Genomic DNA, 14921 nt, shown 5'->3' on the forward strand with positions numbered 1-14921 from the left:
CGTTCAGGCCGGTCGGGGCAGTGCGGCCAGCCGCTCCGCCGCCGGCGGGTGGGAGTAGTAGAAGCGGGCGTACAGCGGGTCGGGGGTGAGCGTGCCGGCGTTGTCCTCGTGCAGCTTGAGCAGCGCACGGGCCAGGTCGCGGCCGTCGGCCTGGGCGCAGGCGAAGGCGTCGGCCTGGAACTCGTGCCGACGCGAGCTGCGCGAGGCCAGCGGCGTGACGAAGGTGCTGAACACCGGCAGCACCAGGCCGAACATCAGCAGCGCCAGCGCATCGTTCGGCGCGTCGAGGTTGGGGGCCACGCCGAGTGCGGCGTAGAACCAGGGCTGCGCCGACAGCCAGCCGAGCAGGGCCAGCGCGGCCAGGCTGAAGCCGAAGATCACGACCATGCGCTTCTGCACGTGGCGGTGCTTGAAGTGGCCGAGCTCGTGCGCCAGCACCGCCTCCACCTCGTCCGGGGTCAGGCGGTTGAGCAGGGTGTCGAAGAAGACCACCCGCTTGGCGGCGCCCAGGCCGGTGAAGTAGGCGTTGGCGTGGCCCGAACGGCGGCTGCCGTCCATCACGAACAGGCCCTTGGCGGCGAAGCCGCAGCGCTGCATCAGCGCCTGCACGCGGGCCTTCAGCGACTCGTCGGGCAGCGGCTGGAACCTGTTGAACAGCGGCGCGATGACGGTGGGGTAGAGCACCAGCATCAGCAGCTGGAAACCGGTCCAGGCGCACCAGGCCCACAGCCACCACAGCCCGCCGGTGCTGCCCATGATCCACAGCACGGCCGCCGCCAGCGGACCGCCGAGCAGCAGCGCCAGCAGCAGCCCCTTGGCGGCATCGGCCAGCCACAGCCTCACCGTCATGCGGTTGAAGCCGAAGCGCTGCTCGACGCGGAAGGTGCTGTACAGGTCGAAGGGCAGGTCGAGCAGGCCGCCGATCAGCGCGAAGGCGGCCAGCAGCGCGAGCTGGTAGCCCAGGTCCCCCAGCAGCGGCTGCACGGTCTCGCGCAGCAACCCGTTCAGCGCGTCGAGGCCGCCGAGCAGCGTCCAGCCCAGCAGCACCGCGCTGGAAAAGGCCGTCGCCAGCAGCCCCAGGCGCAGCTTGGCGACGGTGTAGTCGGCGGCCTTCTGGTGCTGCGCGAGCGACACCGTCTCGGCGAAGGCGGCGGGCACCGCGGCGCGGTGGCGGGCGACATGCCGCACCTGCCGGCCGGCCAGCCAGAGCTTCAAGGTCAACGACGCGACCAGCGCGAAGGCGAACAGCAGGGTCAGCGGATGGGCGGCGGCGAGGGTGTCGTGCATGCGGCAGGGCGGTGGGACGGCAGGCAGTGTAGGGCGGGCACAATCTCCCCATGAGCGCCGCAAACCTTGCCTCCCACGAGCAGAACCTGGTCTGGATCGACCTGGAAATGACCGGGCTCGATCCCGACAACGACCGCATCATCGAGCTCGCGGTGGTGGTCACCGACGCCCAGCTCACCACCCGCGTCGAAGGCCCGGTGTTCGCCGTCCACCAGAGCGATGCGGTGCTCGACGGCATGGACGCCTGGAACAAGGGCACCCATGGCCGAAGCGGGCTGATCGACCGGGTCAAGGCGTCGACGCTCGACGAGGCCGCGGTCCAGCTGCAGACGATCGACTGGCTGAGCCGGTACGTGCCCAAGGGCAAGTCGCCGATGTGCGGCAACTCGATCTGCCAGGACCGGCGCTTCCTGGCCCGCACCATGCCGCAGCTCGAGGCCTTCTTCCACTACCGCAACCTGGACGTCAGCACCTTGAAGGAACTGGCCCGGCGCTGGCGGCCGGAGATCCTCGGCGGCTTCGCCAAGGCCCAGGCGCACACCGCGCTGGCCGACGTGCACGAGTCCATCGACGAGCTGCTGTACTACCGGACGCACCTGTTGAAGTAGAGCGCAGTCACGCCTCGACACGTATTCCCTTCGGCTAGGGAGTGCAGTTGCGGACCTTGGTTGTCTATCGTCAAGGCCCGTTCAGCTTCTCTTTCCGCCATGTCTGCCAGCAGTCTCAAGGTCGCATTGGGCGGCGTGTTTGCGTGTGTCGTTTCGCTCGCACATGGGGTGCCAATCCCAATGCAGGGCACTTGGACCACGACCCTGTTGCCGCGCGACCTCAATGCAGACGGAACGGCCGACGCCTACTACGACACCACCCTGAACATCACCTGGTTAGCCAATGCCATGGGGACCTTGGGCACTGTCTACGATGATGCGTTGCCGGGCAATGGTGAATCGACTTGGACGGCCGCCAAGACCTGGGCTGCGAGCTTGGACCTGTATGGCGTGACGGGCTGGCGGCTGCCCCGCTTCCTGGGATCGGGTCCTGGTCCCTCGGAGGTGTCGCACATGCACTGCGTCACGCTGGGCAATCGCACGCCAGGCTCTTGCAATTCCGGTCCGCCGCCTTGGAACTTTGTCAATTCAGGGCCCTTTCAAAACTTGAACAACAACTGGGTTTGGCTGGATGAGGAAGACCCTAGCTCAGGGCCGCCCCCACATGCATGGGCGTTTGCCGGCGACGCGGTGTCGGCGTATCACACCTCAGAGGTCATAACGGCCGACTTCAGCGCCTGGGCTGTGCGGGATGGTGATGTGCCGCTGCCAGCGATTCCAGAGCCTGGAACCTGGGCGTTGATGGCCCTCGGGATTGCGGGCCTCGCCGCAGCGCGGTTCAAGGGACGCACTTGAGCCGCAAAGATGCCGGGCTAAGCGGGAGGTCAGCACACCCTCGCGATTTCCCTTAGAATCTTGGGCTTGGTCGCACGTCGAGAGGCTTGCGACCGCTCGTTCATCCCCTCTGACCTTCCCAGGACCGGTACCCGGTCCCTCAAGCCGTCGCCTGCGCCATTGCGCAAAGGTGGTGGTCCGGTCGGCGGCGATGCCGTCGCTTCGGACCCGGTTTTCCCGCACGAGCCCTTCGTGCGGCGCCAAGGTCTTTTCACAGCGACTTCACTGCGGGCGGCCCCATACCACGGGCAGCCCCGCGGTGCCCTGGCCCTGCCGAATCGGCAGGGGCCGGTGGTGCCGAGTACCGAGAGTTCGAGATGAGTTTCGATTCCCTGGGCCTGCATGCAGCCCTTCTGACGGCCGTCCAACAAGCCGGCCATGAAACCCCCACCGAGGTGCAGTCGCAGGCCATCCCGGCCGCGCTGCAGCGCCAGGACCTGCGCGTGTCCGCGCCCACCGGCAGCGGCAAGACGGCCGCCTTCATGCTGCCCGCCCTGCAGCGGTTGCTGGAGGAACGCCATGCGCCGGCGGCCGCCGGCCAGGGCCCTCGGCCGGACACCCGGCGCGACCGCCAGACCGGCTTCGCCCCGCGGGTGCTGGTGCTGACGCCCACCCGGGAGCTGGCCATGCAGGTCGCCCGCGCCGCCGACGACTACGGCTCGGTGGTGCCCGGCCTGCGCATCGCGCTGCTGGTGGGCGGCGTGCCCTACGGCGGCCAGCTCAAGGCCCTGCGTGGCCCGCTGGACATCATCGTCGCCACCCCCGGCCGCCTGATCGACCACCTGGGCAGCGGCAAGCTGGACCTGTCGCAGATCGGCCTGCTGGTGCTGGACGAAGCGGACCGCATGCTCGACATGGGCTTCATCGACGACATCCGCCACGTCGCCGAGGCCCTGCCGCGCGAGCGCCAGACCGTGATGTTCAGCGCCACCTTCGCCGGTCCCGTCGGCCGGCTGGCCGAGCAGTTGCTCAACGACGGTGCCCGCACCATCGAAGTGGCCTCGCACACCGAGCGCCACGACAACATCACCCAGCGCCTGCACTGGGCCGACGACCTGCGCCACAAGGACGCGCTGCTCGATCACCTGCTGACCGAGCGCGACATGGAGCAGGCGGTGGTCTTCACCAGCACCCAGCGCGACGCCGACCACCTGGCCGATCGGCTGGCCGACATGGGCCATGCCGTCGCGTCGCTGCACGGCGGCCTGCCGCAGGGCCGCCGCACCCGGGTGCTCGACGGCCTGCGCCGCGGCCACCTGAAGGTGCTGGTGGCCACCGACGTCGCCGCCCGCGGCATCGACGTGCCGACCATCAGCCACGTCATCAACTACGGGCTGCCGATGAAGGCCGAGGACTATGTGCACCGCATCGGCCGCACCGGCCGTGCCGGTCGTTCGGGCCTGGCCATCACGCTGGCCGAGCGGCGCGACATCTCCATGATCAAGCGCATCCAGCACTTCACCACGCAGCAGATGCCGGTGGAGACGGTGGTCGGCCTGGAGCCGCAACTGCCCGAGCCGCGGCTCATCGGCGGTCGGCCCGGCGGCCCGGGCCGTGGCTTCGGCCCCGGCCCGCGCGGCGGGCGCCCCGGCGGTGGTCGTCCGGGCCATGGGTTCGGCCCCGGTCCGCGCCGCGAGGGCGGCGAGCCGGCCCGTCCGTTCGGCGACCGTCCGCCGCGGCACGCCCGCCCGGACCCCCGCTTCGACGGTGCCCGTCCGGCGCCGCATCGCGAGGGCGGCGCGCCGCGCCGTGATGCGCGTCCGGCCGGTGGCCGCCCGTTCCGCGGGCACGACGGCGACTGATCGGTTCGACCGTCCATGAAAAAGGGCAGCCGATGGGCTGCCCTTTTCTTTTGCTGCGCCTGCTCAGCCGCGCCGCACCCGCCGCAGCTCGTCGAGGATGAGGCAGGCCGCGCCGACGGTGATGGCGCTGTCGGCGATGTTGAAGGCCGGGAAGTACCAGCCGCCCCAGTGCAATTGCACGAAGTCGACCACGTAGCCGTGGATCAGCCGGTCGACCACGTTGCCCACCGCCCCGCCGAGGATGAGCGCCAGCGCCAGGCTGAACAGCCGCTGGCCGGCGTGCCGCCTCAGCAGCCAGACGATGACCACGGTGGCCACCACGCCCACGCCGGTGAAGAACCAGCGCTGCCAGCCCGACGCGCCGGCGAGGAAGGAGAACGCCGCGCCGGTGTTGTGGGCCCGCACCCAGTTGAAGAAGGGCAGCACGTAGTGGCTGTCGCCCAGCCGCATCTGCTGCACCACCAGCACCTTGGTGAGCTGGTCGAGCACGATCACCACCCCGGCCAGCGCCAGCCAGGGCCAGAGGCTGGCGCCGGAGAACTTGCGGCCGGCCATCAGGCGAAGTGCCGGCCTTCGCCCGGGCCGTAGAGGTTGCTCACGCAGCGGCCGCACAGGGCCGGATGGCGGGCGTCGGCGCCCACGTCGGCGCGCCAGTGCCAGCAGCGCTCGCACTTGGGGTTCGACGACGGCGTGACCTGCACCTGCAAGGTGTCGCCGGGTGCCACCTGCGCCGCCGAGGTGATGAGCACGAACTTGAGGTCGTCGCCGAGTCCGGCCAGCAGCGCGGCGTCCTCGGGCGGCGCGGTCACCCGCACCTCGGCCTGCAGCGACGAGCCGACGGCGCCGGCGCTGCGCACTTCCTCGATGGCCTTGTTCACCGCCTCGCGCACCGCGCGGATGCGCGCCCACTTGGCCAGCAACCCGGCATCGGCCTCGGGCAGCGTCCAGTAGGTCTCGACGAAGATCGACTGGCCCGGCTTGCCGCCGAACACCGCCCACGCCTCCTCCGCCGTGAAGCTGAGGAAGGGCGCCATCCAGCGCAGCATGGCCTGGGTGATGTGCCACAGCGCGGTCTGCGCCGAGCGCCGTGCCAGCGACTTCGGCGCGGTGGTGTACAGCCGGTCCTTCAGCACGTCGAGGTAGAAGGCGCCGAGTTCCTCCGAGCAGTAGACCTGCAGCTTGGCCACCACCGGGTGGAACTCGTAGCGGCCGAAGTGGCCGCCCTCGAAGAGGCCGTCGCCGTCCTTCGCCCCCAGCACCTCGGCCTGGAACTCGGCCGCGCGCGCCAGCGCATGGCGGTCGATCTCCAGCAGTTCGGCCAGCGGCACCGCATCGGCCTGCGCGTCGAAGTCGCTGGTGTTGGCGAGCAGGAAGCGCAGCGTGTTGCGGATGCGGCGGTAGGCGTCGACCACCCGCGCCAGGATCTTGTCGTCGCCGGCGATGTCGCCGGAGTAGTCGCTGGCGGCCACCCACAGCCGGATGATCTCGGCGCCCAGCTTGCCGCTCACCGCCTGCGGGTCGATGCCGTTGCCCAGGCTCTTGCTCATCTTGCGACCCTGGCTGTCCACCGTGAAGCCGTGGGTGAGCAGGCCCTTGTAGGGGGCGCGGCCCTGCAGCGCGCAGGAGATGAGCAGCGACGAATGGAACCAGCCGCGGTGCTGGTCGTGGCCTTCCAGGTAGAGGTCGGCCTCCGGGCCCTCGTCGTGCCCGGCGCCGGCGTGGCTGCCCTTGAGCACGTGCGAGAAGGTGGAGCCCGAGTCGAACCAGACGTCGAGGATGTCGGTGCTCTTGCGGTAGTTCGCCGCCGAGTGCGGCCCCTCGGCGCCCAGCCAGTCGGCCGGGTCGAGCTGCGACCACGCCTCGACGCCGCCCTCGGCCACCAGGTCGGCGGCCTTGTCGATCAGGCGCAGCGTCTCGGGGTGCAGTTCGTCGCTGTCCTTGTGCAGGAAGAAAGGCAGCGGCACGCCCCAGTTGCGCTGCCGGCTGATGCACCAGTCGGGCCGGTTGGCGATCATGTCGCGCAGCCGGGCGCGGCCGTTCTCGGGGTAGAAGGCGGTGGCGTCGATGGCCTTGAGCGCGGTGGCGCGCAGCGTCTCGGGCGCCTTGTCGACGGTGCACACGCCCTCGCCCTCGTCCATGCGCACGAACCACTGCGCCGCCGCGCGGTAGATCACCGGCGACTTGTGGCGCCAGCAGTGCGGGTAGCTGTGGCGGATGGTCGACGAGGCCAGCAGCCGGCCGGCCCCCAGCAGCGCGTCGATCACCTTCGCGTTCGCCTTCCAGATGAACTGGCCGCCGAACAGCGGCAGCGCCGGGTCGTAGACGCCGTTGCCCTGCACCGGGTTGAGGATGGCGTCGTGGCCGAAGCCGTGGCTGGTGCAGGAGTTGAAGTCCTCCACGCCATAGGCCGGCGCCGCGTGGACGATGCCGGTGCCGTCCTCGGCCGTCGCGTAGTCGGCCAGCAGCACCGGGGCCAGGCGGGCGTAGCCGGCGTCGACCTGCGCCAGCGGGTGGTGGAAGTTCAGGCCGTCCAGCCGGCGGCCCTCGGTGGTGGCGATCACCTGGCCTTGCAACTGCCAGCGCTCCAGGCACTTCCCGACCAGCGCCTCGGCCACCAGCATCACGCCGCGTTCGGTCTTCACCAGCGCGTAGACCAGCTCGGGGTTGACGTTCAGCGCCTGGTTGGCCGGCAGCGTCCACGGCGTGGTGGTCCAGATGACGGCGAAGGCCTCGGCGTCCAGCGCGGGCAGGCCGAAGGCGGCGGCCAGCTTCTGCGGCTCGGCGCAGAGGAAGGCCACGTCCACCGTCGGCGAGGTCTTGTCGGCGTACTCGATCTCGAACTCCGCCAGCGACGAGCCGCAGTCGAAGCACCAGTACACCGGCTTCAGGCCGCGGTAGACGAAGCCGCGCTCCAGCAGGCGCTTCAACACCCGGATCTCGCCGGCCTCGTTGCCGAAGTCCATGGTCCGGTAGGGCCGGTCCCAGTCGCCCAGCACGCCCAGGCGCTTGAAGTCGGCCATCTGCTGGCCGATCTGCTCGGCCGCGTAGGCCCGGCTCTTGGCCTGCACCTCTTCGCGCGGCAGGTTGCGGCCGAAGGTCTTCTCGATCTGGTTCTCGATCGGCAGGCCATGGCAGTCCCAGCCCGGCACGTACTGCGCGTCGTAGCCGGCCAGCTGGCGGGCCTTGACGATCATGTCCTTGAGGATCTTGTTGACCGCATGGCCCATGTGGATCTGGCCGTTGGCGTACGGCGGGCCGTCGTGCAGCACGAACTTCGGTGCGCCGCAGCGGGCGTCGCGCAGGCGCTGGTAGGTGCCCTGGTCCTCCCACTGCTGCACCCAGCCCGGCTCGCGCTTGGCGAGGTCGCCGCGCATGGGGAAGGGCGTGTCGGGCAGGTTGAGCGTGGCGCGGAGGTCGGTGGCGCCTTGGGTCTTGTCGTTCACGTGGTGTCCTGGCGAGCGCCGCGCCGCGGGTCGCCGGAGAAAACCTGGGCGCGCTGCATGGGGGCCGAAATTGTAGGGGCGGCCACTTGGACGCAGGCCGGCCGCTTTTCAGGCCATCGGCCGCAGGGGCCGCGGGGTCTAATCGCGGCATGTCGCCGATGTCCGCCTCCGCCTTCGCCCCTGCGCCCGCCCGCGGCTGGCGCCGCCGGGTCGCCATCGGCCTGCCGGTGCTGGCCCTGGTGGCGGCCGCCGCCTGGGCCGCCTGGGCCCGGCCCTGGGCCGCGCCGGCCTCGGCCCCACCCGGCCGCGACGCCGCGCTGCAGCGCCTGCAGGCGGCCTGCAGCCAGGCCATGCTGCAGAACAACTGCCGGGTGATGACCGGCGCCCCGGCCGCCGGCGCGTCGGTGGTGTTCATCGCCGGCGTCGGGCCGGTCGACGGCCAGGTCTACGAGCAGCTGCGCGCCAGCGGCGACGCCATGTGCGGCACCGTGCGCCAGGCCTGCGAGCGCGACTGGGACGGCGGCCAGTGCCGCACCGCCCGCGCCATGTTCAGCGTGGAGCCGCCCCTGCTCAACCGTTGATCGGGTGGAGGGCGAACCAGGCCCGCGCCTGTTCGACGTCCTCGGCGATCCCCGCCCGCAGCGCGTGCAGCGAGGGGTAGCGCCGCTCCTCGTGCAACCGGTGCAGCAGCTCGACGCGGACGCGCCGGCCGTAGGCCGCCTCGGGGCCGAGCGCCTCCGGCCACCGCAGGCAGTGCGTTTCCAGCAGCACCCGGCCGGCGTCCTCCACCGTCGGTCGCACGCCCAGGCTGGCCACGCCGGGCAGCGGCGAGTCCGCCAGGCCATGCACCTGCACGACGAAGATGCCGTGCGCCGCCGGCTTGGCGTGCGGGAAGCGCAGGTTCAAGGTGCGGAAGCCCAGCTCGCGGCCCAGCTTGCGGCCGTGCAGCACATGGCCCGAGATGCTGTAGGGCCGGCCGAGCAGCACCGCCGCGCGTTCCATCTCGCCGGTGGCCAGCGCCTCGCGCACCGCCGAGCTGGACACGCGCAGGCCGTGCACCTCGTAGCTGTTCATGCGGGCCACGTCGAAGCCCTTGGCGGTGCCCTCGGCGTCCAGCAGCGCGTAGTCGCCGGCGCGCTTGGCGCCGAAGCGGAAGTCGTCGCCGACCAGCACGTAGCGCGCGCGCAGGCCGCGCACCAGCACGTCGTCGACGAAGGCCTGAGGGCTCTGGCGCGCCAGCCGCTCGTCGAAGCGAAGCACCACCACCTGGTCGACGCCGCAGCGGTCCAGCTCGTCGAGCTTGTCGCGCAGGGTGGAGATGCGCGCCGGCGCCTGCTCCGGCCGGCCCGAGCGTTCGGCGAAGAAGTCGCGCGGGTGCGGCTCGAAGGTCAGCACGCAGCTCAGGGCGTGGCGGTGCACGGCCTCGCTTTTCAGCAGGGCCAGCATCGCCTGGTGCCCGCGGTGCACGCCGTCGAAGTTGCCCAGGGTGACCGCGCTGGCCGGGGCCAGGCCGTCATGGTTCAGGCCGCGGAAGACTCGCATCGTGCGGTGATTATCCCGGCGCGTCCTGCGCCGCATCGAAGCGCATGCCCGCGTCCAGCCAGCGCCACCGTCCCGGCGGCAGGTCGTCCGGCAGCGCCAGCGGGCCGAAGCGGCTGCGGTGCAGCGCCACCACCCGGTTGCCCACCGCCGCCACCATGCGCTTGACCTGGTGGTAGCGGCCTTCGGTGAGCGTCAGCTCCAGCGCGTGCGGGCCGGTGGTGGCGGCCGACGCGGCACGCGCCGGCGCGGGGTCGTCGTGCAGCACCACCCCCTCGCGCAGCCGCGTGAGCTGGTCCTCGGTCACCGGGTCGGCGCAGGTGGCCTGGTAGACCTTGGCCACGTGGCGCTTGGGGTGCGTCAGCCGGTGGAGGAGACCGCCATCGTCCGTCAGCAGCAGCAGGCCGGTGGTGTCCTGGTCGAGCCGGCCCACCGGCTGCACGCCGCGCCGGCGCAGCGGCGGCGGCAGCAGCGTCATCACGCTGGGCCAGGCGCCCGGCTTCTGCGAACACTCGTACCCCGGCGGCTTGTGCAGCAGGACCAGCGCGCGGGGGTGGTAGGGCCAGGCCACGCCGCCGACCTCGACGACCAGCCCGGTCGGTTCGACCTCCGCCCAGGGCTCGTCGACCACCACGCCACCGACGCGCACCTCGCCGGCCCGCACCAGCGCCGCGCACTCGCGGCGGGTGCCGAAGCCTTGGGAGAAGAGCAGGGCGGCGAGCTGCATGGCGGGCCGCATTGTCGCGGCCCGTCGTTTACCGTCAGGTCAGGCGAAGACGCCGGCCGTCTCTTGCATGCGCGCCGAGACCTCGCCGAGGTGGTGCATCGTGTCGCCGAAGGTCATCTCCATGCAGGTGAGGCGCTTGAAGTAGTGGCCGGCGGCGTACTCCATGGTCACGCCGATGCCGCCGTGCAGCTGGATCGACTGCTGGCCGACGAAGCGCATCGACTGCCCCAGCTGCACCTTGGCCTGCGACAGCGCACGCCGCCGGACGTCGGCCGGCTCGCCCAGCTTCAGCGTGGCGTAGTAGCTCATCGAGCGCGCCAGCTCCTGCTGCATCTTGCAGTCGGCCACCCGGTGGCGCAGCGCCTGGAAGCTGGCGATGGGCACGTTGAACTGCTTGCGGGTGTTGAGGTACTCGACGGTGAGCGCCATCAGCGCGTCCATCGCGCCGACGGCCTCGGCGGCCAGCGCGGCGATGCCGACGTCCACCGCCTGCTCCAGCACCGCCAGGCCCTGCGCGCCCGGCACCAGCAGCGTCGCGGCGGCGCCGTCAAAGCGCACGCCGGCCGCGCGGCCGCCGTCGTGCAGCGCGTGGCCACGGGCGGTCACGCCCGCCGCCTGCCGCTCGACGAGGAACAGCGCCAGCCCCTCCGCGGTGCCTGCCGGCACGATGAAGGCGTCGGCCTGGTCGCCCACCGGCACCAGCCCCTTCTCGCCGCTGACCGTCCAGCCGCCGTTGCGCGGCTCCGCGCGGGCCTCGACGCGGTCGAGGCGGTAGCGGGCGGCGCGCTCCTGGTGGGCCAGCACGACGAGCGCCGAACCGTCGGCGATGCGCGGCAGCCAGGCCTCCTGCACGGCGTCGCCGGCCTGCGTCAGCACCGTGGGCGCGACGAGGGCGGTGGCGGCCAGCGGCTCCAGCACCAGGCCGCGCCCCAGTTCCTCCATCACCACCATCGCCTCCACCGGGCCCATGGCCAGGCCGCCATGCGCTTGCGGCACCTGCAGCGCCGTCAGGCCGAGCTCGGCCAGTTGGGCGTAGCGCCGGCGGTCGAAGCCGCCGGCCTTGACGATGGCCATGCGCTGCTCGAAGCCGTACTCCTGCGACACCCAGCGCCGCACCGCGTCGCGCAGCTGTTCCTGATCGTCCGAAAAGTCGAAGTCCATCTCATCCACCTTCTCACTGGAGCCCCCTCCCGGAGGGGGCTGGGGGAGCCGTCTGCATGACTGGAGCCCCCGCTTGGAGGGGGGCTCGGGGGAGCCGTGGTGACTGCGCAAAGCGCAGACGGGCATCGGCTTTAGCCGAGGACCGTCTGCGCGACGATGTTGCGTTGCACTTCGTTCGATCCACCGTAGATCGTCGTCTTGCGGTAGTTGAAGTACTGGCCGGCCAGCGGCGCCAGCAGCGGCGGCACCACCTGGTCGCCCTGCCAGCCGGCCTCCATCGCCTCGGCGACGTAGGCGGTGGTCCAGGGACCGCCGGCCAGCATCATCAGCTCGGTGTAGCGCTGCTGGATCTCGCTGCCGCGGATCTTCAGCAGGCCGGCCACGTCGAGCGCCTTCTTGCCGCTGCTGCCGTGCTCGGCCTTGGCCTCCTCGGACAGCACGCGCAGCACCATCATCTCCAGCGCCACGATGTCCACTTCCAGCAGCGCGATCTGGTCGCGGAAGCGCGCGTCGTCGTAGACACCCTCGGCCATGGCGATGCGCTTGAGCCGCTCCAGTTCGCGCTTGGCGGCGTTGACGCCGGCGATGTTGGTCCGTTCGTGCGCGAGCAGGTACTTGGCGTACGTCCAGCCCTTGTTCTCCTCGCCGACCAGGTTCTCCGCCGGCACCTCGACGTTGTCGAAGAACACCTCGTTGACCTCGTGCTCGCCGTCGATGGTGATGATCGGCCGCACGGTGATGCCCGGGCTCTTCATGTCGACGAGCAGGAAACTGATGCCCTCCTGCTTGCGCGCCTGCGGGTCGGTGCGCACGAGGCAGAAGATCCAGTCGCCGTACTGGCCCAGCGTGGTCCAGGTCTTCTGGCCGTTGACGATGTACTTGTCGCCCACGCGCTCGGCGCGGGTCTTCAGGCCCGCCAGGTCGGAGCCGGCACCCGGCTCGCTGTAGCCCTGGCTCCACCACACCTCGCCGCTCATGATGCCGGGCAGGTGGCGCCGCTGCTGCTCGGGGCTGCCGAAGGCCATGATCACCGGCGCCACCATGACCGGGCCGAAGGGCGCGATGCGCGGTGCCCCGGCCAGCGCGCATTCCTCTTCGAACAGGTGGCGCTGGATGGCGTCCCAGCCCGGGCCGCCGAAGGCCTTGGGCCAGCCGTAGCCGTGCCAGCCCTTCTGGCCCAGGATCCCGGCCCAGCGCTGCATGTCGTCCTTGGTCAGGCGCAGGGCGTGGTGGACCTTGTGGCTGATGTCGGCCGGCAGGTGCTGGCGCACCCACTGGCGGATCTCCTCGCGGAACGCCTGCTGCTCCGCCGTGAATTGAAGGTCCATGCTGTCTCCTCTGGCGACGGCACCGGGCGGCCGCGCCGTTGCGAATGTGGAACGTTGTAGCACCTTCGCGGCGTGGCCGGCTGTCATGGCTGCGACAAACGGTCGGCCGTTCCGCTGTGCAGCACGGCAGCGGCGACGTCGGCCGCTCGCACGTCGCCTTCCGGTCGTCTTGCAAGCTTCACGGCGCCTTCACCGCGGCGTCATCGCTGTCGGACGATGCTGCCGGCCCATGCAGCGCGACTCGACCGCCTACCGCAGCGCCTGGAACAGCGCCACCCTGGCGGCGGCCGGCGCCCACCGCGACGGCGTCCCCGACCCCGCGCCCGCCGAAGGCCAGCAGCGTTACCGGACGATCTGGATCTCGGACCTGCACCTGGGCACCCCGGGCTGCCAGGCCGCCGCGCTGCTCGACTTCCTGCGCTGCACCGAGAGCGAGACGCTCTTCCTCGTCGGCGACATCGTCGACGGCTGGCAGCTCCAGCGCCAGTGGTACTGGCCGCAGGCGCACAACGACGTCGTGCAGAAGCTGCTGCGCAAGGCCCGCAAGGGCACCCGCGTGCTGTTCGTGCCGGGCAACCACGACGAGTTCGCTCGCCGCTACCTGGGCCACGACTTCGGCGGCATCGAGGTGGTGGAGGAATGGCTGCACCGCACGGCGGACGGCCGCGTCCTCTGGGTGACCCACGGCGACCTGTACGACGGCGTCGTCCAGTGCGCGCGCTGGCTGGCGCATGTCGGCGACCAAGCTTACGAGCTCACGCTCAAGCTCAACCGCCACCTCAACTCGCTGCGTGCGCGGCTCGGGCTGCCGTACTGGAGCCTGTCCAAGTACCTCAAGCTCAAGGTCAAGCGGGCGGTGAGCTACGTCGGCGACTTCGAAGCCGCGCTGGCCCGGGCGGCCCGCGAACGCGGAGCGCATGGCGTCGTCTGCGGCCACATCCACCATGCCGAGCTGCGCGAGGTCGACGGCGTGCTCTACGCCAACGACGGCGACTGGGTCGAGAGCCTGACCGCGCTGGTCGAGCACGCCGACGGCCGGCTGGAGATCGTCGACTGGTCGCCGCGCGTGGGCCGGCGGCCCGCGCCGGCGCCGGAGACCGCGATCGAGGACGACGAGGCGCCTGCGCCCGTGATGGGAGGGGCGTCATGAGGATCGTGTTGGTGACGGATGCCTGGACGCCGCAGGTCAACGGCGTGGTCACCACGCTGGTCGAACTGGTGGCGCACCTGCAGGCCAAGGGGCACCGGGTGGAACTGATCGAGCCCGGCGGCTTCCGCACCTTCCCCTGCCCCGGATACCCGGAGATCGAGCTGGCCTGGCGGCCGAGGCGCGAGGTGGCGCGCCGGCTCGACGACTTCGCGCCCGACGCGGTGCACATCGCCACCGAAGGACCGCTGGGCGGTGCCGCCCGGGCCCACTGCCTGCGCCGCGGCTGGGCCTTCACCACCGCCTTCCACACCCGGTTCCCCGACATCCTGGCCCGGTCGCTCAAGGTGCCGGCGCGTTGGGGCTATGCCTGGTTCCGCCGTTTCCACCGCCCGTCGTCGGGGGTGATGGTGCCCACCGGCGGGATGCTGAAGCTGCTGCGCGACGAACACCGCTTCGACCACCTGCTGGAGTGGTCGCACGGCGTCGACCTCGAGCTCTTCAAGCCCAGCGAGCCGTTGCCCCTGACCCTGCCGCGGCCGCTCTTCCTCTACGTCGGCCGGGTGTCGTGGGAGAAGAACCTGTCGGCCTTCCTCGACCTGAAGCTGCCGGGCAGCAAGCTGGTCTACGGGGTCGGCCCCCTGCTGGACAGGCTCAAGGCGCAGCACCCCGAGGTGCACTGGCGCGGCGTGGTGCCGCGCACCGAGCTGCCGCGCATCTACGCCAGCGCCGACGTCTTCGTCATGCCCTCCCGCAGCGAGACCTTCGGCCTGGTCATGCTGGAGGCCATGGCCTGCGGCACCCCCGTGGCGGCCTACCCGGAGGCCGGCCCGCTGGACGTGATCGGCGCCAGCCGCGGCGGCGTGCTGGACGCCGACCTGGGCCGCGCCGCCATGGCGGCGCTGGACTGCCCGCGCGAGGCGGCGCTGGCCCGCGCGCACGAGTTCGACTGGCGGGCGGTGGGCGACCAGTTCCTGTCGTTCCTGGTCGGCGTTCACACCCGGTCACGTTGTCACGGCGCCGACATCGTTCCTTCATAAACTGG

Annotated in this window: 13 protein-coding genes; 6 read left to right on the top strand and 7 right to left on the bottom strand. The window is 71.2% G+C overall.

Features of this window, described 5'->3' with window-relative positions; genetic code table 11:
- Positions 1-3 precede the first annotated feature (3 nt).
- The gene (locus LRS07_RS12040; protein WP_260498276.1) at positions 4-1287 is read right to left on the bottom strand and encodes a M48 family metallopeptidase; all 1284 of its coding nucleotides are present in this window, start codon (positions 1285-1287) and stop codon (positions 4-6) included.
- A 50-nt stretch (positions 1288-1337) separates the two neighbouring features.
- On the opposite strand from LRS07_RS12040, the gene orn reads away from it, so the two are divergent.
- From orn to LRS07_RS12055, 3 genes are all read left to right on the top strand, one after another.
- Positions 1338-1895, top strand: coding sequence for an oligoribonuclease (gene orn / locus LRS07_RS12045; protein WP_260498277.1), 558 nt, complete (start codon positions 1338-1340; stop codon positions 1893-1895).
- Between the two features lie 60 nt (positions 1896-1955).
- On the top strand, positions 1956-2690 hold the full coding sequence (locus tag LRS07_RS12050; RefSeq protein ID WP_260498278.1) for a PEP-CTERM sorting domain-containing protein: 735 nt from the start codon (positions 1956-1958) through the stop codon (positions 2688-2690).
- Between the two features lie 356 nt (positions 2691-3046).
- Positions 3047-4531 (top strand): DEAD/DEAH box helicase, encoded by a 1485-nt coding sequence (locus tag LRS07_RS12055; protein ID WP_260498279.1) that lies wholly within the window; start codon positions 3047-3049, stop codon positions 4529-4531.
- Between the two features lie 63 nt (positions 4532-4594).
- Here LRS07_RS12055 and lspA read toward each other — a convergent pair whose 3' ends face one another.
- Together lspA and ileS are read right to left on the bottom strand one after the other, a co-directional pair.
- Positions 4595-5086, bottom strand: coding sequence for a signal peptidase II (gene lspA, locus LRS07_RS12060; RefSeq protein ID WP_260498280.1), 492 nt, complete (start codon positions 5084-5086; stop codon positions 4595-4597).
- Complete coding sequence (gene ileS / locus LRS07_RS12065) at positions 5086-7905, bottom strand: isoleucine--tRNA ligase (RefSeq protein ID WP_260502106.1); 2820 nt, start codon at positions 7903-7905, stop codon at positions 5086-5088. Before ileS ends, lspA begins: the two co-directional genes overlap by 1 nt.
- Positions 7906-8132: 227 nt before the next feature.
- On the opposite strand from ileS, the gene LRS07_RS12070 reads away from it, so the two are divergent.
- Positions 8133-8555 carry a hypothetical protein gene (locus LRS07_RS12070; protein ID WP_260498281.1) on the top strand — a complete coding sequence of 141 codons (423 nt, stop codon included), beginning with the start codon at positions 8133-8135 and terminating at the stop codon, positions 8553-8555.
- On the opposite strand, the gene LRS07_RS12075 is transcribed toward LRS07_RS12070, so the two are convergent.
- The 4 genes from LRS07_RS12075 to LRS07_RS12090 all read right to left on the bottom strand — a co-directional run bounded on the left by LRS07_RS12075 (position 8545) and on the right by LRS07_RS12090 (position 12729).
- Positions 8545-9516 (bottom strand): bifunctional riboflavin kinase/FAD synthetase, encoded by a 972-nt coding sequence (locus LRS07_RS12075; protein ID WP_260498282.1) that lies wholly within the window; start codon positions 9514-9516, stop codon positions 8545-8547. The two genes, LRS07_RS12070 and LRS07_RS12075, sit on opposite strands and share 11 nt — an antisense overlap.
- A 10-nt stretch (positions 9517-9526) precedes the next feature.
- Positions 9527-10240 carry a 16S rRNA pseudouridine(516) synthase gene (locus LRS07_RS12080; protein ID WP_260498283.1) on the bottom strand — a complete coding sequence of 238 codons (714 nt, stop codon included), beginning with the start codon at positions 10238-10240 and terminating at the stop codon, positions 9527-9529.
- 39 nt (positions 10241-10279) lie between these two features.
- Positions 10280-11401, bottom strand: a complete 1122-nt coding sequence (locus LRS07_RS12085) for an acyl-CoA dehydrogenase family protein (RefSeq protein WP_260498284.1) — start codon at positions 11399-11401, stop codon at positions 10280-10282.
- 131 nt (positions 11402-11532) lie between these two features.
- Positions 11533-12729, bottom strand: a complete 1197-nt coding sequence (locus tag LRS07_RS12090) for an acyl-CoA dehydrogenase family protein (RefSeq protein ID WP_260498285.1) — start codon at positions 12727-12729, stop codon at positions 11533-11535.
- 229 nt (positions 12730-12958) lie between these two features.
- Here LRS07_RS12090 and LRS07_RS12095 point away from each other — a divergent pair, with 229 nt between their 5' ends.
- Entirely contained in the window at positions 12959-13879 is a 921-nt protein-coding gene (locus tag LRS07_RS12095; RefSeq protein ID WP_260498286.1) for a UDP-2,3-diacylglucosamine diphosphatase, read from the top strand.
- Complete coding sequence (locus LRS07_RS12100; RefSeq protein ID WP_260498287.1) at positions 13876-14916, top strand: glycosyltransferase family 4 protein; 1041 nt, start codon at positions 13876-13878, stop codon at positions 14914-14916. The genes LRS07_RS12095 and LRS07_RS12100 overlap by 4 nt, the downstream gene beginning before the upstream one ends.
- The last annotated feature ends 5 nt before the right edge of the window (positions 14917-14921 follow it).

It is taken from the genome of Aquabacterium sp. J223, from assembly GCF_024666615.1.
In the GTDB taxonomy this organism is placed as follows: Bacteria; Pseudomonadota; Gammaproteobacteria; order Burkholderiales; family Burkholderiaceae_C; genus J223.

Excerpts from the sequence above, each read along its gene's own strand:
- LRS07_RS12040 (WP_260498276.1), bottom strand. The coding sequence starts at position 1,287 with ATGCACGACACCCTCGCCGCCGCCCATCCGCTGACCCTGCTGTTCGCC.
- orn (WP_260498277.1), top strand. The coding sequence starts at position 1,338 with ATGAGCGCCGCAAACCTTGCCTCCCACGAGCAGAACCTGGTCTGGATC.
- LRS07_RS12055 (WP_260498279.1), top strand. The coding sequence starts at position 3,047 with ATGAGTTTCGATTCCCTGGGCCTGCATGCAGCCCTTCTGACGGCCGTC.
- lspA (WP_260498280.1), bottom strand. The coding sequence starts at position 5,086 with ATGGCCGGCCGCAAGTTCTCCGGCGCCAGCCTCTGGCCCTGGCTGGCG.
- ileS (WP_260502106.1), bottom strand. The coding sequence starts at position 7,905 with ATGCGCGGCGACCTCGCCAAGCGCGAGCCGGGCTGGGTGCAGCAGTGG.
- LRS07_RS12070 (WP_260498281.1), top strand. The coding sequence starts at position 8,133 with ATGTCCGCCTCCGCCTTCGCCCCTGCGCCCGCCCGCGGCTGGCGCCGC.
- LRS07_RS12075 (WP_260498282.1), bottom strand. The coding sequence starts at position 9,516 with ATGCGAGTCTTCCGCGGCCTGAACCATGACGGCCTGGCCCCGGCCAGC.
- LRS07_RS12080 (WP_260498283.1), bottom strand. The coding sequence starts at position 10,240 with ATGCAGCTCGCCGCCCTGCTCTTCTCCCAAGGCTTCGGCACCCGCCGC.
- LRS07_RS12085 (WP_260498284.1), bottom strand. The coding sequence starts at position 11,401 with ATGGACTTCGACTTTTCGGACGATCAGGAACAGCTGCGCGACGCGGTG.
- LRS07_RS12090 (WP_260498285.1), bottom strand. The coding sequence starts at position 12,729 with ATGGACCTTCAATTCACGGCGGAGCAGCAGGCGTTCCGCGAGGAGATC.
- LRS07_RS12095 (WP_260498286.1), top strand. The coding sequence starts at position 12,959 with ATGCAGCGCGACTCGACCGCCTACCGCAGCGCCTGGAACAGCGCCACC.
- LRS07_RS12100 (WP_260498287.1), top strand. The coding sequence starts at position 13,876 with ATGAGGATCGTGTTGGTGACGGATGCCTGGACGCCGCAGGTCAACGGC.